The following is an 18,780-nucleotide window of genomic DNA, read 5'->3' on the forward strand; positions in this document are numbered from 1 at the left end:
CAGTCCGACGGGGGTCGGACGGGCTGCTCACGGGGGAACGAATGTCGCAGGAACAGATCGCGGACGCACTACCGACGGTGCTTCCGCCGTATCTCTATCTACCCTGCGCGGAAGTGGTCTCGGATCCGGCCGATGCCACCGTCGACTATCGGTATCTCAGCGACGGCCGCATCGCGCTGCTCGCCTACACGGCACTCGACCGTCTCCACTCCTGTTGCGGCGCCGGCCAACCGTGGCTGGTGCTGCCCACGCACGTGCTCCCGCGACTGCGTGAGGCACAGCCGTGGGATTCGCTGCTGCTCGACGTCCCGATATCTGAAGCGGAACGTCGACACCCGGCCTCCGGAGACGCGAAATGAGCCTGTACGTCGATCCCGACGAACTCGATCGGGCTGCAGGCGTCTACACGGGTGCGGCCACGGACACCGCGGATCTCGTCGACACCTGCCCCACGAGCGTGGACGCGGGTCTCGCGAACGGCCCGCTCACCGGCATGCTTGCGCAGATCGTCACCGACCTCGCCGGCATGGTCGAGCTCCTCGGCGGAACGGGTGGCCTGCTGACGACCACAGCGCAGACGTACCGGGACGCCGACGACGAGACCGCCGCCGCGCTCGTCCGGGCCTGGTCGGAGTGACCGTGCCGATCGACACCTTCATCGCCGGCGGCCCCACCGATATCCGACGGGTCGAGGACTGGATCCGCACGACGCTGGGCACCACGATCGGGAACGTCGCCGACGCCGCGGCCCGGGCGCGTCGCATCGCCGACGACGCTTGGGAGGGCGACGCTTCCGAGACCTACCTCGACAGGTCGAGCGAACACGTCCACGCCATCGACGATTTCCACGCGCGGATATCGAAGACCGCCGATGTCTTCGCGGGCCTGGCGGGCGAACTGTCGCGCGCCCTGTCCGACATGGCCGACATCCGCGCTCGCGCCGCCGCCGCGGGACTGTCGGTGGTGTGCAACACGATCGGTGATTCTCCCCCGGGTGACGACGAAGCCGCTTTCCGAAGGACCTTGGCGTATCAAGAAGCGAACGCAGCCGCCGAGGCGGTGCACGCTCGCTGGTCGGTCGCAATCGCAACTGCCGTGAACACCTGGACCGGACACGTGTGGTCCGCGACTTTTCTGACAACCACCGGGTTCGACTCCGCCGACCTGTACCGGAGTGGTCGGGTGAAGGCATTGCTCGAGCTTCAGGAAAATCTTCGTAACGCAGCACTCCTGTCGATGGAACGATTTCTCGCACTGCCGGACGGCACACCCTACGGTGAACTGCGACGTCTGTTCGATATCGCTCAGCAACCGCTTCAAGACCTCGCCGACACAGGCAGACACCTCGACGACGCGGTACCGCTGTCCCGAACTGCCGCCAGAGTCGCAGGGGCCGCAAACGCTCTCGGTTTCGTCGCCGGCGTAGGGCTGGACTATTTCGCCGGTGGCGAGTCGCTCGAACAGGCTGTGGCCTCCAACAGCGCGGGCCTGATGGCATCGATGACGACCGGCGCCGCGGTAGGAGCCGCAGTCGGATCGGTCGTTCCCATTGCCGGGACCGCTGTCGGCACTGTAATCGGTGTGCTGGCGGGAACCGCCGGCGGAATCTTCACATCCGGCATGGTCGACCATATCTACGAGTCGGGCACGACCTCCGCCTTGGGAACGATCATGGCCGGGGTGAACGAACTCGGAAGTGCAGCAGACGCTACGGCGGATCTCCTCGGCGCGACCGTCGGTGGAGTGACGCGACTGGGACGAGGAGTTCTCGATGCAGTTTTCTGACGGTTCCGACCTCCGCACATACGGAAATCCGCGGGCACTGTACGTCATCGTCTTCACAGCCGTCGTCGGCCTGTTGTTCCCCGCACTTCTCGTCGGCGTCTTTGTCGAACAGGCAACAGCAGGAATGCCACTCGAAGCACCCACCGGCACGACCTTCCTGTTGGCTCTGGGAGCGACCGTTCTGGTGTATCCGGTGATCGGTTTCCTCATGTACAGCCCACGCACCCGAGCGGAGCACATCGTCGCGGAAACCGAAACCGACTCCCCGGCCTTGGTTCTGCGACAGTCACCTTCGGTCTTCTGGGCCGCTCCCGTTCAGATCGGGATGCTGACGCTGATGTTGCTCGCCGCCGTCTGGACGACCCCGAACGCCGGAGACCGGACGAGCGAGAACGTGATCATGACGATCGTCGTCTGCTCGTGGCAGGTCGGTTTCTACTTCTTCGTCGCCCGGCGGACGCTGCGCCCCGGCCGGATCGCACTCTCCGTGGACGGAATCCGCTTCAGCGATCACGCCACCGACACCTGGATACCCTGGAACGCCACGGCATCCGGCGTTCAACCCGATCCTCTGTACGTCGTGCTGGTCGCCCTGCGGCAGTGGGGCGCCGGGACGAGCGCACGAGTTCCGTTGCCGTGGCGGATCCTCGACGACCGGAAGCGCAACGATCTGCACGTCTCGTCCCGTCGTGCCCCCGGCTACTCCGCCCGCATCGACCGGCGCCGGTTCGAGATCGCACCCGAACTCCTCGACGCCGTGCTCGACCACTATCTCCGCGACCCCGACGCCCGCGCCGAACTCGCCGATCCCGACGCTGTCGCACGCCGAGTCGACGAGCTGCGCTCCTACGCACCCGGACCGCGGTGGCGACGCTACGGTCCGGTCCCCGTGCCGACCCTGAGCACGCCGGCGCCGAGGTGACGGTCAGGCGGTCACGTTCGAATCGACGAGCCGGGTCCGCAAGGCCTGCAGGGTGTCGTCGTCGAGACCGAGTCCGGCAGCGAAGTACTGCTCGATGGTTCCGTAGCGCGACAGCGCCTCCTCGATCGCCACCTCGAGGTACTCGCGGCGCACACCGAGCAGGGGTGTGATCAGTTCCGGATCGCCGCCGAGCGATGCGAACCGGGCGAAGAAGTCGTCGAAATGCGGGAGCAGTTCGTCGTTCGTGCGCAGGTAGTCGGCGAAGACGGCTTCCTGGTCGGCGCCGGCGAACAGGAGCAGCGAGGCCGCCGCCCAGCCGGTGCGGTCCTTGCCGGCACTGCAGTGCACGAGCCCTGGAACGTCTCCGTGGGCGACGGTGCTCGCCAGGGTCCGGTACGACGCCACGGCACTCGGCAGCGTGACGAACTCGCGGTAGCTCTGCCGCAGGTACTCGACGGCACGACCGTCCCCGAGTGTCTGCGCCACCAGCTCCGGGTTGGATACGAGTTCCGGCAGCGCGGCCGCGATCGATCCGCTCTGCCGGTCGGCGAGGACGTCGAGCCCGAGGTGCCGGGCACCGTCGGGGACGCGATCGGGACGGCGCTGCTGTTCCTCGAGCGTGCGCAGGTCGAAGACCGTCGCGATGCTCAGGGCGTCGAGGGTCTCGACGTCGGTGTCGGTCAGGCGGCTGAGGTCCGTCGAGCGGAAGACCACTCCGGTGCGGACCACGCCGCCGAACGAACTCCGGCAACCGCCGATGTCCCTCAGGTTGACCAGCGACGGAATCGCGAAGGATTCGCCGCCGGTCACGGTTTCGTCCAGTGCATCGGCCATGTCCGACAAGCTACCGCCGTCCGGCCGCGAACAGGGGGACCCACACCTCATTCGTACTGCGAGGTCACCCTGTCGAGCGCGTCGAGGGCCTCGTCGAGCTCGTGGGTGGTGACGACGAGCGGCGGCCGGAAGCGGATGCCGCGCGTGCCCGTCCCGATCACGAGGACGTGCTCGTCGCGATACAGCCGTCGCAGCACCTCGTCGCGGATCTCCGGAGTCGGGAGGTCGACCGCGCACATCAGTCCGCGTCCGCGCGGCTCGGTGACGACCGGTCGTCGCGTGGCGAGTTGCTGCAACCCCGACAGCAGGTGCGCTCCACTCAACCGGGCACGGTCGATGAGCCGGTCGTGCTCGACGACCTCGAGGATGCGACGGGCCCGCACCATGTCGGTGAGATTGCCGCCCCATGTCGAGTTGATCCGCGAGCTCACGGCGAACACGTTGTCGGGCACCTCGTCGATGCGTTCGCCGGCCATGATGCCGCACACCTGCGTCTTCTTGCCGAAGGCGACGATGTCGGGGGTGACGCCGAGCTGCTGGTAGGCCCACGCGGTGCCGGTCGTGCCGGCACCGGTCTGCACCTCGTCGAAGATCATCAGGGCATCGTTCTCCCGGCACAACTGCGCGATCGCCCGGAAGAACTCGGGACGGAAGTGGTGGTCGCCGCCCTCGCCCTGGATCGGTTCGGCGATGAAGCACGCGATGTCGTGGGGACGTTCGGCGAAGGCTCGGCGGGCCTGCTCGAGGGCCTTCTCCTCGGCCACGGCGACGTCGCGCCCCTCGGTGAGATAGGGCGCGTCGATCCGCGGCCAGTCGAACTTGGGGAACCGGTCGGTCTTGACCGGATCGGTGTTGGTCAGCGACAGCGTGTATCCGGTGCGGCCGTGGAAGGCCTCGGTCAGGTGCAGTACCGATCCGCCCAGGTGGGCGGGCAGACCGCGGGATTCGTTGAGACGGCTCTTCCAGTCGAACGCGACCTTGAGCGCGTTCTCCACGGCGAGCCCACCACCGTCGACGAAGAACAGGTGCGGGAGCGCCGGGTCGCCGAGAACGCGCACGAAGGTCTCGACGAAGCGCGTCATGGGCACGGTGTAGATGTCGGAGTTGCTGGGCTTGTTCGCCGCGACGGCGCCGAGTTCGTGCGCTGCCTCCGGATCGGTCAGTGCAGGATGATTCATTCCGAGCGTGGACGACGCGAAGAACCCGAACATGTCGAGCCACGTGGTTCCGTCCCGGGCGTCGACGAGGCGTACTCCGCGGGAACGGTCGAGATCGAGGACGAGGTCGAAACCGTCGGCGAGCATGTGCCGGCCGAGGATGCTGTGTACCCGGTCGGGGGCGAGGTTCTCGGCACCGTCCGGGTTTCGGAATGCAGTGCTCATAACCCCACCGTACGCGAGAATCAACGGAAGAAACCCGGTATCACAGAAACACATACGGCGCAGGAGCCTATTGTTCGTAAAATGTTTGCAGAACGACGGTGCTGCGGGTGGCGACGTTCGCGGTCGCCCGGATCTCCTGCAGCAACCGCTCGAGAGCGCGAGGAGACTCGACACGCACGAGGAGAATGTAGCTTTCGTCGCCCGCCACCGAGTGACACGATTCGATCGCGGAGATGTGCCGGAGGCGGGCCGGTGCGTCGTCGGGTTGCGACGGGTCGAGAGGGGTGATCGCCACGAACGCCGACAGCATCAGCCCGAGCGCTTCGGGATCGACGCGCGCACTGTATCCGCGGATCACGTTGCGCGCCTCGAGACGGCGCACCCGCGACTGCACGGCCGAGACGGACAGTCCTGCCTTCTCGGCGAGCGCCACGAGCGTCGCGCGACCGTCGGCGACCAGTTCGCGCAGCAGCATCCGATCGATGTCGTCCAGCGACTCCTTCGACGAGTCGTTTCTCGAGGATTCGGGCACCAGCGCAGGGTATCCGAGCAGTAAAGGAGCTCACCGATGAATGCGACCACCGATCTCGCCGATCGCGCGGCGACCGCTCTGAGACAGTGCGGTGTCGGCGCCCTGCCCGACGACGGGGCGCTCGCGGTGACCAGCCCGATCGACGGGAGCGTGATCGGGCACCTCCCGGTCCACTCGGCCGCCGAGGTCGACGCGACGATCACGGCGGCGGCACAAGCCTTCGAACAATGGCGCGACGTCCCCGCTCCGGTGCGCGGCCGCGTGGTGCGGCTGCTCGGCGAACTTCTCGTCGAGCACAAGCGGCATCTCGCCGAGCTCGTCACCCTGGAGGCGGCGAAGATCCCGTCGGAGGCCGCGGGCGAGGTGCAGGAGATGATCGACGTCTGTGAGTTCGCCGCCGGTCTGTCGCGGCAGCTCTACGGGCGGACGATGCCGTCCGAGCGGCCCGGGCACCGGCTCATGGAGATCTGGCATCCGCTCGGCGTGGTGGGCGTGATCTCCGCGTTCAACTTTCCCGTGGCGGTGTGGTCGTGGAACACCGCGATCGCGCTGGTGTGCGGCGATCCGGTGGTGTGGAAGCCGTCGGAGACCACCCCGCTCACCGCGCTCGCCTGCGACGCGCTGCTGCGCCGCGCCGCCACCGATGTCGGTGCCCCCGAAGGACTCCACCATCTTCTCCTCGGCGACCACACGGTGGGTGAAGCGCTCGTCGACGACCCCCGCATCGCGCTGGTCAGTGCGACCGGCTCCAGCCGGATGGGACGGATCGTCGGACCGCGCGTCGCGGCCCGGTTCGGCCGGAGCCTGCTCGAACTCGGCGGCAACAACGCGGCGATCGTCGCTCCGTCCGCCGATCAGGACCTCGCCGTCCGGGGCGTCGTGTTCGCGGCCGCCGGAACAGCGGGCCAGCGCTGCACCACCTTGCGCCGGCTGATCGTGCACCGATCGATCGCCGACGAGTTCGTCGAGCGCATCGTGAAGGCGTACTCGCGTCTGCGGGTGGGGAATCCGCTGGACGAGGGTGTCCTCGTGGGTCCGCTCATCTCCGAACGGTCCTACGAGACGATGACCGCGGCGCTCGACCGCGCGCAGGCCGACGGGGGCACGCTCGTCGTCGGCGGCGACCGAGTGGAGGTCGCCGGTGGTGACGTGTACGTCTCCCCCGCACTGGTCCGGATGCCGGCGCAGACCGAGGTGGTGCGTGAAGAGACCTTCGCCCCGATCCTGTACGTCCTCGACTACGACGACCTCGACGAGGCGATCGCCTTGCACAACGGTGTCCCGCAAGGACTCTCGTCGTCGATCTTCACGCTCGACCAGCGCGAGGCGGAACTGTTCCTCGCCCGATCCGACTGCGGCATCGCGAATGTCAATATCGGCACCTCGGGGGCCGAGATCGGCGGCGCCTTCGGCGGGGAGAAGCACACCGGCGGCGGGCGCGAATCCGGATCGGATGCGTGGAAGGCGTACATGCGGCGGGCGACTAACACCGTCAACTACTCGACGGAGCTGCCGCTCGCCCAGGGTGTCGAGTTCGGCTGATCCCGAACGACGTTCGTACGCCTGAACGACGACGTTCGCGCGCCTGAACGAGCCTCGCCGCCCCCACAACAGGGGCGAAGCTCGTTTCGGCGCGCGAACTCGGGTTCCGGGCGGCTAGTGGTTGCGCAGTGCGTCGATCAGTTCGTCCTTCTTCATGTCGGAGTAACCGGTCATGCCCAGTTCCTTCGCACGCTTCTTCAGGTCGTCGACCGTCCAGTCGTCGTAGGAGCCGGACTTGCCACCCTTCTTCCCGACCTGCGACTTACCCTCGTTCGCAGCCGCGTTGGAGATCCGGGCCGCCTTCTCCTTGGAGGCACCGTCCTCGCGCAGGTCCTCGTACATCTTCTCGTTCTTGATCGACGGATTCGGCATCGTCTTCTCCTTTCCGTGTCCTGCGGAAGGGGTACCCGACGACACTTCACCCAATCAGAGGATCTGTGGCCTGTGACACATCCTGTGGTAGACCTGGGGCGTGTATCCAGGGAACCTGCTCGACGAACTCCGCGGGCAGCTGCCCGCCGGCGCACTGATCATCGATCCCGACATCCTCGCCGGCTACCGGCAGGACCGGGCGCAGGACCCGGACGCCGCGGTTCCCCTCGCGCTCGTACGGGCCACATCCACCGCGGACGTGCAGGCGACACTGCGGTGGGCGAACGCCCACCGGGTGCCGGTAGTGCCCCGCGGTGCCGGCACGAGTCTGTCCGGCGGGTCCGGCGGGCTCGCCGACGGGATCGTGCTCAGCACCGAGAAGATGCGGGCGATCACCGTCGACACCGCGACCCGCACCGCCGTCGTCCAGCCCGGTCTGCTCAACGTCGAGGTGAAGCAGGCTGCGGCCGAACACGGACTCTGGTATCCACCCGATCCGTCGTCGTTCGAGATCTGCACGATCGGCGGCAACGCGGCCACCAATGCCGGTGGGCTGTGCTGCGTGAAGTACGGGGTGACGACCGACTACGTGCTCGGACTCGAGGTGGTCCTCGCCGACGGTACCGCGGTGCGGCTCGGCGGTCCGCGGGTCAAGGACGTCGCGGGCCTGTCGCTGACGAAGCTGTTCGTCGGCAGCGAGGGCACTCTCGGGGTCATCACCGAGGTGACCTTGCGCCTCGTCCCACCGCCGCCACCGGCGTCCACGATGGTCGCGACCTTCGCCACCGTGCAGGCCGCCGCCGACGCGGTCGTCGCGATCACCGCGGTCCTGCGACCGGCGATGCTCGAATTCATGGACAGGGCGTCGATCGGGGCGGTGGAGGACATGCTGCGCATGGGACTCGACCGCACCGCCGAGGCCATGCTCATCGCACGCTCCGACGCACCCGGCAACGCGGCCGCGGAGGAGATCGAGATCATGGTGCGGGCCTGCCGCGAGGCCGGCGCCGACGACGTCTTCGCGACCGACGACCCCGAGGAGGGTGAAGCGTTCACCGTCGCCCGCCGCATGGCGATCCCGGCCGTCGAGCGCACCGGCAGCCTGTTGCTCGAGGACGTCGGGGTGCCGATCCCCGCACTGCCGGAACTGGTGAGCAGAATCGCCGATCTCGCAACCCGACACGACGTCACCGTCGCCGTGATCGCCCACGCCGGGGACGGCAACACCCACCCGCTGATCGTCTACGACCCCGCCGACGAGGACATGACGGCGCGGGCGCAGACGGTCTTCGGGAAGATCATGGATCTCGCGATCGAACTCGGCGGCACCATCACCGGTGAACACGGTGTCGGCCGGCTCAAGAAGGCCTGGCTACCCGATCAGGTGGGACCGGACGTGATGGCGTTGACCGAGCGGATCAAAGCCGCGCTCGACCCGAACGCGATCCTGAATCCCGGCGTGGTGATCTGATGACCCACACCACATCGGCTGCGGTCATAATCGTCGCGTGAACACCCGTGTGCCCCCGTCAACGACCGCCCTGCCGCTGCGCGAGACCAAGTACCGCGAGCTCGAACAGTATCCCGAGTTCGGCTCCGTCACGGCCTGGCTCCGCGACGTCGTGTCGTCGATCGTGCCCAACGCCCGCATGAGCGAATGCGAGTACTGGTCCGTCGTGTGTCTTCCCGCCGGCGAGCCGGACGACCCGCGGAAGCCGCTGGTGTCGGTGCACGCCGGCAACATGGCGGTCGCAGGGATGTTCCTCGACCTCTCCGACGGGCAGCGGAGCCTCGCCGGCTACGTCCGTGTGTCGGGGGCCGAGCTGGAGAAGGCGTCGGGTTCGACCCGCGAGCAGCTCGCGGCGGACTCCCCCGGCCTCTCCTTCATCGACGAGGGCTCCGTGGTGTCCGTGGTGTGGAGCGACGAACCCGCCGCGCGGGAGCAGTTCGAGGCGCTGCCGTGGCGGGCCCCGGCGCGGGCGCTCGTAACGGAACTGATGCGCGGCGGCCGCAACTCCTGGGCCGACGATCACTGCCGGCAGATCGCCCGGTTCGCGTACGACGACTGAGTGGGTTCACGTGCGGCGACTGAGTGGGTTCACGTGCGGCGACTGAGTGTGTCGGTCGGCGGGTAGACGATGGGATGGTGACCGACATCCTCGATCGTTTCTCCGCGCCGACCCGGGCGTGGTTCGCCGGGGCGTTCGAGTCCCCGACCCCGGCCCAGCTCGGCGCGTGGGATTCGATCTCCTCGGGAGCCCACACGCTCGTCGTCGCCCCCACCGGCTCGGGCAAGACCCTGTCGGCGTTCCTGTGGTCGCTCGACCGGCTCTCGTCCACCCCGGCCGACGAGCACGCCGCGCGCGAGCACCGCACCCGCGTGCTGTACGTCTCGCCGCTCAAGGCCCTCGCCGTCGACGTCGAGCGCAACCTGCGGTCTCCGCTCGTCGGCATCACCCAGACCGCGAAACGGCTCGGTCTGACGCCACCCGACATCACCGTCGGTGTGCGTTCCGGCGACACCTCCCAGGCCGATCGTCGCGCCATGGCGCGCACGCCACCGGACATCCTCATCACGACGCCCGAGTCGCTCTTCCTCATGCTCACCTCGTCCGCGCGGGAGAACCTCGTCGGTGTCGAGACGGTGATCGTCGACGAGGTCCACGCGGTGGCGGGGACGAAACGCGGGGCGCATCTCGCGCTGTCGCTCGAGCGTCTCGACCAGCTCCTGCGCGCGCCGGCCCAACGCATCGGGTTGTCGGCCACCGTGCGACCGCACGAGGAGGTCGGCCGGTTCCTCGCCGGTTCCGCCCCCATCCGGATCGTCGCGCCGCCCTCGGCGAAGACGTGGGATCTCGCGGTGCGCGTACCTGTCGAGGACATGACCGAACTCGGGGTTTCCGAGCCCGACGAGGAATCGTTCTCACCCACACCGCAGGCCGGGTCGATCTGGCCGCACGTCGAGGAGCAGATCGTCGATCTCATCACCGAGCACCGGTCGACGATCGTGTTCGCCAATTCCCGGCGACTGTCCGAACGTCTCACCGCCCGGCTCAACGAGATCCAGGCCGAACGCCTCGGCGAGCAGGTGGACCGCGAGGGCGCACCGCCTTCGCAGCTCGGATCGCCCACCGAGACCACCGCCGGCGCTGCACCCGTGCTCGCCCGCGCCCACCACGGGTCGGTGAGCAAGGACCAGCGCGCTCTGATCGAGGACGATCTCAAGTCGGGCCGGTTGCGGTGCGTGGTGGCGACGTCGAGTCTCGAACTCGGCATCGACATGGGTGCGGTCGATCTCGTGATCCAGGTCGAGGCTCCGCCCTCGGTGGCCAGCGGTCTGCAGCGCGTCGGTCGCGCCGGGCACCAGGTGGGCGAGACCTCACGCGGCGTGCTGTTCCCCAAGCACCGCACCGATCTCGTGCACTGCGCGGTGACCGTCGAGCGGATGGTCGAGGGACACATCGAGGCGCTGCAGGTCCCGGCGAATCCACTGGACGTGCTCGCCCAGCAGACGGTCGCGGCCACGGCCCTCGAACCCGTCGACGTCGACGACTGGTTCGACACGGTGCGGCGCAGCGGATCGTTCGCGACGCTCTCCCGCGGCGTCTACGAATCCGTCCTCGACCTGCTCGCCGGCCGCTATCCGTCCGACGAGTTCGCCGAGCTCCGTCCCCGGGTGGTATGGGACCGCACGGCCGGCACCCTCATCGGCAGGCCCGGCGCCCAACGGCTCGCCGTCACCTCCGGCGGCACGATCCCCGACCGCGGCCTGTTCACCGTGTACATGGTCGGCGAGAAGAACACGCGGGTGGGCGAACTCGACGAGGAGATGGTCTACGAGTCGCGAGTGGGTGACGTCTTCGCGCTCGGTGCCACCAGCTGGCGGATCGAGGAGATCACCTTCGACCGGGTGCTGGTCTCCCCCGCCTACGGCCGGCCCGGCCGGTTGCCCTTCTGGCACGGCGACAGTCAGGGTCGACCCGCCGAACTCGGTGCCGCGCTCGGCGCATTCCTGCGCGAGATGGGCCACGCCTCGCCGGAGGACGCCGAGACCCGCTGCCGCAAAGGTGGTCTCGACGACTACGCCACCGGAAATCTCATCCGTCTGCTCGACGAGCAGCGCACCGCCACCGGTCACCTGCCCACCGACCGAACACTCGTCGTCGAACGGTTCCGCGACGAACTCGGCGACTGGCGGCTGGTGCTGCACTCGCCGTTCGGGTTGCGAGTGCACGCGCCGTGGGCGCTCGCGGTGGGCGCGCGACTGCTCGAACGCTACGGCATCGAATCGCACCCCACCCCGTCCGACGACGGCATCATCGTCCGACTGCCCGACACCGACGACGCCCCGCCCGGCTCGGAGATCTTCGTCTTCGACACCGAGGAGATCGACGACATCGTCACCGAACAGGTCGGCGGCTCCGCGTTGTTCGCGTCCCGCTTCCGGGAGTGCGCGGCGCGGGCCCTGCTCCTGCCCCGCCGCAACCCGGGCAAGCGCGCCCCGCTGTGGCAGCAGCGCCAACGATCGGCGCAACTGCTCGACGTCGCTCGCCGCTTTCCCGACTTCCCGATCCTGCTCGAGACGGTGCGCGAGTGCCTGCAGGACGTCTACGACCTGCCTGCTCTGCGCGACCTGCTCGGCAGCATCGCCCAGCGCAAGATCCGGCTGGTGGAGGTCGAGACCCCCACGGCCTCACCGTTCGCGACGTCGCTGCTGTTCTCCTATGTGGGTGAGTTCCTGTACGAGGGCGACAGCCCGCTCGCCGAACGTCGGGCCGCGGCACTGTCGCTCGACTCGACGCTGCTCGCCGAACTTCTCGGCCGGGTCGAGCTGCGCGAACTGCTCGACGCCGACGTCATCACCGAGGCCGAGCACGAACTGCAACGCCTGACCCCGCAGCGACGCGCACGCGACGCCGAGGGCGTCGCCGATCTGCTGCGTCTGCTCGGTCCGCTCACCGAGGCCGAGCTGCGCGAGCGCACCACCGACGACCCGACGTCCTGGATCGAGGATCTCGAAGCGCAACGCCGCGCGTTGCGTGTCTCGTACGCGGGTGAGCACCGATGGGCGGCGGTCGAGGACGCCTCACGCCTGCGCGACGCGCTGGGCGTGCCCCTGCCGATCGGGGTCCCGACGGTGTTCGTCGAACCGGTCCCCGACCCGCTCGGCGATCTGATCGCCCGGCACGCCCGCACCCACGGCCCGTTCACCACCGCGCAGGCCGCCGCCCGGTTCGGACTGGGCACGGCGGTCGTCGAATCCGTCCTCGGCCGGCTCGCGTCCGAGAAGCGCGTCACGGCAGGCGAGTTCCGCCCGGGTGCGAGCGGATCGGAATGGTGCGACACGGAGGTGCTCCGAAGGCTGCGGCGCCGGTCGCTCGCCGCCGCCCGGCAGGACGTCGAACCCGTCAGCACCACGACCCTCGGACGATTCCTGCCCGACTGGCACCACCTCGGCACCGGCCCGGGCACGAGTGCGCTCTACGGCATCGACGGTGTCCTCACCGTCGTCGAACAACTCGCCGGGGTACCGGTGCCCGCGAGCGCCCTCGAACCGCTGATCCTCGCTCCCCGCGTGCGCGACTACACCCCGACGATGCTCGACGAACTCACCACGACCGGTGAGGTCCTGTGGTCGGGTGCCGGGTCCATCTCCGGGAAGGACGGCTGGGTGGCACTGCATCCGGCCGATCTGGCCCCGGCGAGCCTCGCTCCGGTCGACGACATCGAGCTGGGGCCGGTGCACCGGGCGATTCTCGAGTCGCTCTCGGGCGGCGGCGCGTACTTCTTCCGGCAACTCGTCGACGCCGTCACCGTCCTCCACACCACGGCGAGCGACACGACGGTCGCCGACGCCCTGTGGGAGCTGGTGTGGAGCGGGCATATCGCGGGCGACACCCTCGCCCCGCTGCGCGCCCTGATCGGCGACACCTCCCGTGCCAAGCCCGCCCACCGCACCCCGCGCCGGGCGCCGCGCGCCCGGATGTACCGGGCCCGGCCCACGCTGCCGAGCCGCACCGGGCCACCGACCGTGAGCGGGCGCTGGTCGATGCTGCCCGAACGCGAGACCGACGCGACGGTCCGCGCACACACCACCGCCGAACTGCTGCTCGAGCGGTACGGCGTGGTCACCCGCGGTGTCGTCGTCGGCGAGGGTGTGCCCGGCGGATTCGCGACGATGTACAAGGTGCTCAGCCGGTTCGAGGAGACGGGCCGGTGCCGCCGCGGTTACTTCGTCGATTCGCTGGGCGGAGCGCAGTTCTCGACACCGTCGGTCGTCGACCGTCTCCGGTCGTTCTCGGATTCGATCGAGGGCCGGCACTCGGAGACCGCGGCCGTCACCCTCGCGGCGTGCGATCCGGCCAACCCGTACGGTGCGGCACTGCCGTGGCCGAAGTCGTCGGCCGACGACGACGCGCCGCGGCACCGGCCGGGCCGCAAGGCCGGTGGACTCGTGGTGCTCGTCGACGGGGCGCTCGTGCTGTTCGTCGAACGCGGCGGACGCACGCTGCTCACCTTCGACGACGATCCGGGCCGGTTGCGCAGCGCATGCGCGTCGCTCGCTGCGAGCGTCAAACGCGGTGGTGTCGACAAGATCGTCGTCGAGAAGGTCGACGGTGAGACGATCCATGGGCACGAGTTCGCCGGATATCTTGCCGAAGCGGGATTCTCGGCGACCCCGCGCGGCTACCGGCTGAGGTTCTGACGTGCCCGAGGGAGACACCGTGTTCCGCGCCGCGCACCGCCTCCGAACGGCACTGGAGGGAAAGGTGCTCACAGAGACGGACTTCCGCGTTCCGCGTTTCGCCACGGCCGATTTCACCGGGTGCACGGTCGACGAAGTGGTCTCGCGGGGCAAGCACCTACTCGTCCGCGTCGCCGACGTCTCGATCCATTCGCACCTGAAGATGGAAGGCGAATGGCACGTCTATCCGCGCGGAACACGGTGGCGCAAGCCCGGATACAAGGCGCGCATCGTGCTCGGCACCGAGGACGTGCAGGCGGTGGGTTTCGAACTCGGCATCGTCGAGGTGCTCGCCCGTGACCGGGAGGACGACGCAGTGGGCCATCTCGGGCCGGATCTGCTCGGTCCCGATTGGGATCCCGAGCGTGCGGCGGCGAATCTCGTGCGCGACCCGGACCGTCCGATCGGGGTGGCCCTGCTCGATCAGCGCATCATGGCCGGCGTCGGGAATGTGTACCGCTCCGAATTGTGCTTCCTGCGGGGCGTCGATCCGTGGACCCCGGTCGCGCAGGCCGGGGATCCCGCTGCGTGGGTCGACCTCACGCATCGGTTGCTGGTCGCGAACCGCGACCGGACGACCCGCATCACCACCGGCGACCGCCGTCCGGGCCGCAATCTGTGGGTCTACGGGCGTCGCGGGAAGCCGTGCAGACGCTGCCATACCCCGATCCGGTTCGGCGAGATCGGCACCGCGACCGATCCCGAGCGGGTGGTCTACCGGTGCCCGCGATGTCAGCCGCGCCCGGAAGGATCCCCGCCCTGATCGCCCTGCAGACACGCCGCCCTGCCGGCGTCCTCGACGAGCGCGACGCAGTGCCGGACGAGGGTGTCTCGCGACACGGCGAGGTCGCCTTCGAGGTACCTCATGAACAGGCTGGTGAGGGCGCCGACGGCACCCACGGCCACCATGTGGCGCTGTCCCTCGTCGCCGCCCGGGGGTAGTTGGTCGCGGACCAGCGCGACGAAGGCCGGGGCGAGTTCGATACCGCGCCGACTGATTGTGGGTTCGCGCAGCGGGGCGAGGAGGAGCACGCGTCCCTTCGCGGGGTCGTCGACCATGAGTTCGACGAACGCCCGCACCGCGGCCTCGGCCCGGCCGAGGGTGGGGGCGGACAGTACCGCCTCGGTCAGCGCGTCGCGGGCGCGGTCGGCGACGTGGGCGTAGACCTCGCGGACGAAGGTGTCGCGGTCGGTGAAGCTCTCGTAGAAGTACCGTTCGGTGAGTTCGGCGGCCCGGCACACGGCCCTGACGTTCGCTGCCGCGCCGTCGGGCGCTCCGAGCAGGTCGACGCCCGCCCAGCTGCGGCGCGTGGTGTCCACCTTGTCGCTTCCCGTCGTTGACTGCATGCCCGACGGACCCCTGACAGCATGCGTAGTCAGGGGTCCGTCGGGCCGGACACCGCCGAGTCGTCGCACCACGCGGCACCGCGCCCTGCGCGGCCGGAACCACCGGAACCCCTGGGCCCCGATTCGTTGACCTGGCGATACTTCGGCGGCCGGCGCGGCATGCTCTTCGGGCCGTGGGCGGGGTCGATGCAGAACATGCATCCCGGACTCGGCGCCGGGGTCGAAGAGCACTCGAAGTTCTTCGACGAACGGTGGGAACGGCTCTACCGATCGCTGTACCCGATCTACGGCGTCGTCTTCGACGGTCCCCGCGCCCCGGAGACCGCAGCGAAGGTGCGCGGCTACCACAACACCATCAAGGGGATCGACAAGAAGGGCCGCAGGTACCACACACTCGACCCCGACACCTTCTACTGGGCGCACGCGACCTTCTTCTACAGCCTCGTCGTCTCCATCGAGTGGTTCGACGGCCCGCTCACCCTCGAACAGAAGCACCGCCTGTTCGACGAGCACGTGCAGTGGTACCGGCTGTACGGCATGCCGATGCACTCGGTCCCCGCATCCTGGGAGGACTTCCTCGAGTACTGGGACCGCAGTGCCGCACCGTGCTCGAGGACAACAAGGCCACCCGAGACGTGCTCGACCTGTCGAATCGCGACCGTCCGCCCTTCCTGCGGTGGTTCCCCGAAGAGGTGTGGAAGTTGATCCGCCCGCTGGTGACGGCCGGTTTCCTGTGGCTCACCGTCGGGTTGTACGACCCTCCGGTGCGCGAGCTGCTCGGCTACCGATGGAGCCGACCGGAGGCGGCACTGCACGCTCTCGTCGGTTGCGCCATCGGACTCGGCACGAAACTCGTTCCGTGGCGATACCGCTACCACCCGCGGATGCACTACAGCCCGAAGGTGACGGATCGCCACCGTCCCACTTCTGTTTCACCCTGACGCACCCTTCCGGTAGCGGCGTCGACGAGGGCGTTCTGTGTCACGCTAGCGAGGTGTCCACGCCCTCGTACCTGTCGTCCGGACGGCGCCGCCCTCTGTCCCCGGAGTCGGCGGCCTCCCGCATCAGCGCCTACGTCTACGGCAACATCCTGGTGCTGGCCGCGCTCGTCCCCATCACGACCTCGCCCGAGTACATCGGGATCGCGATCGTGATCGGCACCGCACTCTCGACGTTCATCGCCCATGTCTTCGCGGAGTCGGTCGCTCAGTCCGTTCGTTCGGGTGCTCAACTCACGCGCAGCGAACGCATCGAGGAACTCCGCGACTCCGTTCCCATCCTGTCGTCGGCGGTATTGCCCTGTCTCGTGCTCGCCACGGCCTGGGTCGGCTGGCTCGAGCCCCGGACGGCCCACATCCTCGCCGAGGTCGCCGTGCTGATCCGTATCGGCTCGACCGTATTCGTCGTGCGCCGGTTACAGAATCGCAGACCGAACCACCGGACCGTGGCGGCCGCGGTGGGGGTGGCTCTGATCGCGACGGTCGTGGTCGTCGTGAAGGTCGTGCTCACGCACTGACCGCCGAGAAGGCGGTGCTCACGCACCGACACCCGTCACGAACCGCCCGCGGCTACGTGATGGGCACCGGTTCGAGGATCTCCGGCCGGGCCTCCGGGGCCGCTGCCCGGAGCGCGTCCGCGGATTCGTCGTCGGGTCGGTTCTGCGACTCGATCTCCGCCTCGACGCGCGCCCGGTAGGTCGCGACTTCCCGGTCGATCGTCGCGTCGTCCCAGCCGAGGACCGGAGCGACCAGCCGGGCCGTCTGCTCCGCACAGTGCAACCCGCGGTGCGGGTATTCGATCGAGATCCGGGTCCGGCGCGCCAGGAGGTCCTCGAGATGTAGGGCTCCTTCGGCCGCAGCGCCGTAGACCATCTCGACCTGCAGGTACTGGGGGGCATCGGTCAGCGGTTCGAGCAACTCGGGCCGGCCCTTCGCGAGGCTCAGCACGTCCTCGACGAGGGAGCCGTAGCGGTCGAGCAGATGCTTGACGCGGTAGGGATGCAGACCGTACTGCTCGGCGAGATGCATGGTCTGGTTGACCAGCGCGAAGTACCCGTCGGCCCCGACGAGGGGCACCTTCTCGGTGATCGACGACGCGATCCGGGCCGGGATGTCCTCGGCCGCGAGATCGACGGCGTCCTCGGCCATGACGCGGTAGGTCGTGTACTTGCCACCGGCGATCGCCACGAGCCCCGGCGCCACCCGCGCGACGGCGTGTTCACGCGAGAGCTTGGACGTCTCGTCGCTCTCCCCCGCCAGCAGCGGGCGCAGACCAGCGTAGACACCGTCGATGTCGTCGTGGGTGAGCGGGACGACGAGTACGCGGTTGACGTGGTCGAGGATGTAGTCGATGTCGGCCTTCGTCGCCGCCGGGTGCGCCAGGTCGAGATTCCAGTCGGTGTCGGTGGTGCCGATGATCCAGTGGTTGCCCCACGGGATGACGAACAGCACCGACTTCTCGGTACGCAGGATGATCGCCGAATCGCTGACGATCCGGTCGCGGGGCACGACGATGTGCACGCCCTTCGACGCGCGGACCCGGAATGGGCCGCGCTGCCGCGACAACGACTGGATCTCGTCGGTCCACACACCGGTCGCGTTGATCACCGCGTGCGCTCGCACCTCGGTGACCGAACCGTCCTCGCTGTCGCGCACCCGCACACCCGACACGCGGTCGGCCTCGCGCAGGAAACCGACGACCTGCGTCGACGTACGCACCACCGCACCGTAGTGCGCGGCCGTCCGCGCGACGGTCATGGTGTGCCGGGCGTCGTCGACGACCGTGTCGTAGTAGCGGATTCCGCCGACGAGCGAATTGCGCTTGAGACCGGGAACCATCCGTAGGGCGCCCGAGCGGGTCAGGTGCTTCTGCGCCGGAACGGACTTCGCGCCACCGAGACGGTCGTAGAGGAAGATGCCCGCCGCGACGTAGGGCCGCTCCCACACCCGATGGGTGAGCGGGAAGAGGAACTTCAACGGCCTGACCAGGTGCGGGGCCAGGGTCGTCAATGCGAGTTCGCGCTCGCGCAAGGCTTCTCGCACCAGACCGAATTCGAGCTGTTCGAGATAGCGCAGGCCGCCGTGGAACATCTTCGACGACCGGCTCGACGTGCCGGACGCGAAGTCGCGGGCCTCGACGAGAGCGACTCGCAGGCCCCGGGTCGCGGCGTCGAGTGCTGCTCCCGCCCCGACGACACCACCGCCGATGACGACGACGTCGAACTGTTCGGTGGCGAGACGACGCCAGGCGTCGGCGCGCTGTTGCGGTCCGAGGAGTTGCACACCCGATTGGTTGGTCACCGCACCTGCTCCCGTGAGTC

16 protein-coding genes and 1 pseudogene are annotated in these 18,780 nt (G+C 68.8%); 11 read left to right on the plus strand and 6 right to left on the minus strand.

Features of this window, described 5'->3' with window-relative positions; genetic code table 11:
- Positions 1-41: 41 nt before the first annotated feature.
- The 4 genes from BO226_RS13130 to BO226_RS13145 are packed head-to-tail and all read left to right on the plus strand — an operon-like array spanning position 42 to position 2,707.
- A complete protein-coding gene (locus BO226_RS13130; protein WP_071935428.1) occupies positions 42-359 on the plus strand; it encodes an SAV_915 family protein in 318 nt (105 codons plus the stop codon).
- Positions 356-637 carry a hypothetical protein gene (locus BO226_RS13135; protein WP_071935429.1) on the plus strand — a complete coding sequence of 94 codons (282 nt, stop codon included), beginning with the start codon at positions 356-358 and terminating at the stop codon, positions 635-637. Before BO226_RS13130 ends, BO226_RS13135 begins: the two co-directional genes overlap by 4 nt.
- A complete protein-coding gene (locus BO226_RS13140) occupies positions 634-1,785 on the plus strand; it encodes a hypothetical protein (protein WP_071935430.1) in 1,152 nt (383 codons plus the stop codon). Before BO226_RS13135 ends, BO226_RS13140 begins: the two co-directional genes overlap by 4 nt.
- Complete coding sequence (locus BO226_RS13145) at positions 1,772-2,707, plus strand: hypothetical protein (protein WP_024101532.1); 936 nt, start codon at positions 1,772-1,774, stop codon at positions 2,705-2,707. The genes BO226_RS13140 and BO226_RS13145 overlap by 14 nt, the downstream gene beginning before the upstream one ends.
- A gap of 3 nt (positions 2,708-2,710) precedes the next feature.
- Here BO226_RS13145 and BO226_RS13150 read toward each other — a convergent pair whose 3' ends face one another.
- The 3 genes from BO226_RS13150 to BO226_RS13160 all read right to left on the minus strand — a co-directional run bounded on the left by BO226_RS13150 (position 2,711) and on the right by BO226_RS13160 (position 5,398).
- On the minus strand, positions 2,711-3,541 hold the full coding sequence (locus BO226_RS13150) for a tyrosine-protein phosphatase (protein ID WP_071935431.1): 831 nt from the start codon (positions 3,539-3,541) through the stop codon (positions 2,711-2,713).
- Positions 3,542-3,588: 47 nt separating this feature from the next.
- Positions 3,589-4,923, minus strand: a complete 1,335-nt coding sequence (gene lat / locus BO226_RS13155; RefSeq protein ID WP_071935432.1) for an L-lysine 6-transaminase — start codon at positions 4,921-4,923, stop codon at positions 3,589-3,591.
- Positions 4,924-4,990: 67 nt separating this feature from the next.
- Positions 4,991-5,398 (minus strand): Lrp/AsnC family transcriptional regulator, encoded by a 408-nt coding sequence (locus BO226_RS13160; RefSeq protein ID WP_232238125.1) that lies wholly within the window; start codon positions 5,396-5,398, stop codon positions 4,991-4,993.
- Between the two features lie 93 nt (positions 5,399-5,491).
- On the opposite strand from BO226_RS13160, the gene amaB reads away from it, so the two are divergent.
- Positions 5,492-6,997, plus strand: coding sequence for an L-piperidine-6-carboxylate dehydrogenase (gene amaB, locus BO226_RS13165; RefSeq protein ID WP_071935434.1), 1,506 nt, complete (start codon positions 5,492-5,494; stop codon positions 6,995-6,997).
- Positions 6,998-7,111: 114 nt separating this feature from the next.
- Here amaB and BO226_RS13170 read toward each other — a convergent pair whose 3' ends face one another.
- Positions 7,112-7,369 (minus strand): DUF7218 family protein, encoded by a 258-nt coding sequence (locus tag BO226_RS13170; RefSeq protein WP_006550162.1) that lies wholly within the window; start codon positions 7,367-7,369, stop codon positions 7,112-7,114.
- A gap of 100 nt (positions 7,370-7,469) precedes the next feature.
- On the opposite strand from BO226_RS13170, the gene BO226_RS13175 reads away from it, so the two are divergent.
- From BO226_RS13175 to BO226_RS13190, 4 genes are all read left to right on the plus strand, one after another.
- Positions 7,470-8,840: an FAD-binding oxidoreductase gene (locus BO226_RS13175; RefSeq protein ID WP_006550161.1), complete on the plus strand. Its 1,371-nt coding sequence runs from the start codon at positions 7,470-7,472 to the stop codon at positions 8,838-8,840.
- A gap of 37 nt (positions 8,841-8,877) precedes the next feature.
- On the plus strand, positions 8,878-9,438 hold the full coding sequence (locus BO226_RS13180) for a hypothetical protein (protein ID WP_006550159.1): 561 nt from the start codon (positions 8,878-8,880) through the stop codon (positions 9,436-9,438).
- Between the two features lie 74 nt (positions 9,439-9,512).
- A complete protein-coding gene (locus BO226_RS13185; protein ID WP_033097076.1) occupies positions 9,513-14,075 on the plus strand; it encodes an ATP-dependent helicase in 4,563 nt (1,520 codons plus the stop codon).
- A gap of 1 nt (position 14,076) precedes the next feature.
- On the plus strand, positions 14,077-14,877 hold the full coding sequence (locus BO226_RS13190) for a DNA-formamidopyrimidine glycosylase family protein (protein WP_019288533.1): 801 nt from the start codon (positions 14,077-14,079) through the stop codon (positions 14,875-14,877).
- Here the strand turns inward: BO226_RS13190 and BO226_RS13195 are convergent.
- Complete coding sequence (locus tag BO226_RS13195) at positions 14,847-15,461, minus strand: TetR/AcrR family transcriptional regulator (protein ID WP_071935435.1); 615 nt, start codon at positions 15,459-15,461, stop codon at positions 14,847-14,849. The two genes, BO226_RS13190 and BO226_RS13195, sit on opposite strands and share 31 nt — an antisense overlap.
- Before the next feature lie 186 nt (positions 15,462-15,647).
- Here BO226_RS13195 and BO226_RS13200 point away from each other — a divergent pair.
- A pseudogene (locus BO226_RS13200) lies at positions 15,648-16,402 on the plus strand (oxygenase MpaB family protein).
- A 53-nt stretch (positions 16,403-16,455) separates the two neighbouring features.
- Positions 16,456-16,977, plus strand: coding sequence for a hypothetical protein (locus BO226_RS13205; RefSeq protein WP_071935436.1), 522 nt, complete (start codon positions 16,456-16,458; stop codon positions 16,975-16,977).
- Positions 16,978-17,029: 52 nt separating this feature from the next.
- Here the strand turns inward: BO226_RS13205 and glpD are convergent, their stop codons facing one another.
- Entirely contained in the window at positions 17,030-18,760 is a 1,731-nt protein-coding gene (gene glpD / locus BO226_RS13210; RefSeq protein ID WP_024101541.1) for a glycerol-3-phosphate dehydrogenase, read from the minus strand.
- Positions 18,761-18,780 lie beyond the last annotated feature (20 nt).

The sequence above is a fragment of the Rhodococcus sp. 2G genome, from assembly GCF_001886355.1.
GTDB lineage: Bacteria > Actinomycetota > Actinomycetes > Mycobacteriales > Mycobacteriaceae > Rhodococcus > Rhodococcus pyridinivorans.

Excerpts from the sequence above, each read along its gene's own strand:
- amaB (WP_071935434.1), top strand. The coding sequence starts at position 5,492 with ATGAATGCGACCACCGATCTCGCCGATCGCGCGGCGACCGCTCTGAGA.
- BO226_RS13160 (WP_232238125.1), bottom strand. The coding sequence starts at position 5,398 with ATGCTGCTGCGCGAACTGGTCGCCGACGGTCGCGCGACGCTCGTGGCG.
- BO226_RS13185 (WP_033097076.1), top strand. The coding sequence starts at position 9,513 with ATGGTGACCGACATCCTCGATCGTTTCTCCGCGCCGACCCGGGCGTGG.
- BO226_RS13135 (WP_071935429.1), top strand. The coding sequence starts at position 356 with ATGAGCCTGTACGTCGATCCCGACGAACTCGATCGGGCTGCAGGCGTC.
- BO226_RS13145 (WP_024101532.1), top strand. The coding sequence starts at position 1,772 with ATGCAGTTTTCTGACGGTTCCGACCTCCGCACATACGGAAATCCGCGG.
- BO226_RS13150 (WP_071935431.1), bottom strand. The coding sequence starts at position 3,541 with ATGGCCGATGCACTGGACGAAACCGTGACCGGCGGCGAATCCTTCGCG.
- BO226_RS13130 (WP_071935428.1), top strand. The coding sequence starts at position 42 with ATGTCGCAGGAACAGATCGCGGACGCACTACCGACGGTGCTTCCGCCG.
- BO226_RS13195 (WP_071935435.1), bottom strand. The coding sequence starts at position 15,461 with ATGCAGTCAACGACGGGAAGCGACAAGGTGGACACCACGCGCCGCAGC.
- lat (WP_071935432.1), bottom strand. The coding sequence starts at position 4,923 with ATGAGCACTGCATTCCGAAACCCGGACGGTGCCGAGAACCTCGCCCCC.
- BO226_RS13170 (WP_006550162.1), bottom strand. The coding sequence starts at position 7,369 with ATGCCGAATCCGTCGATCAAGAACGAGAAGATGTACGAGGACCTGCGC.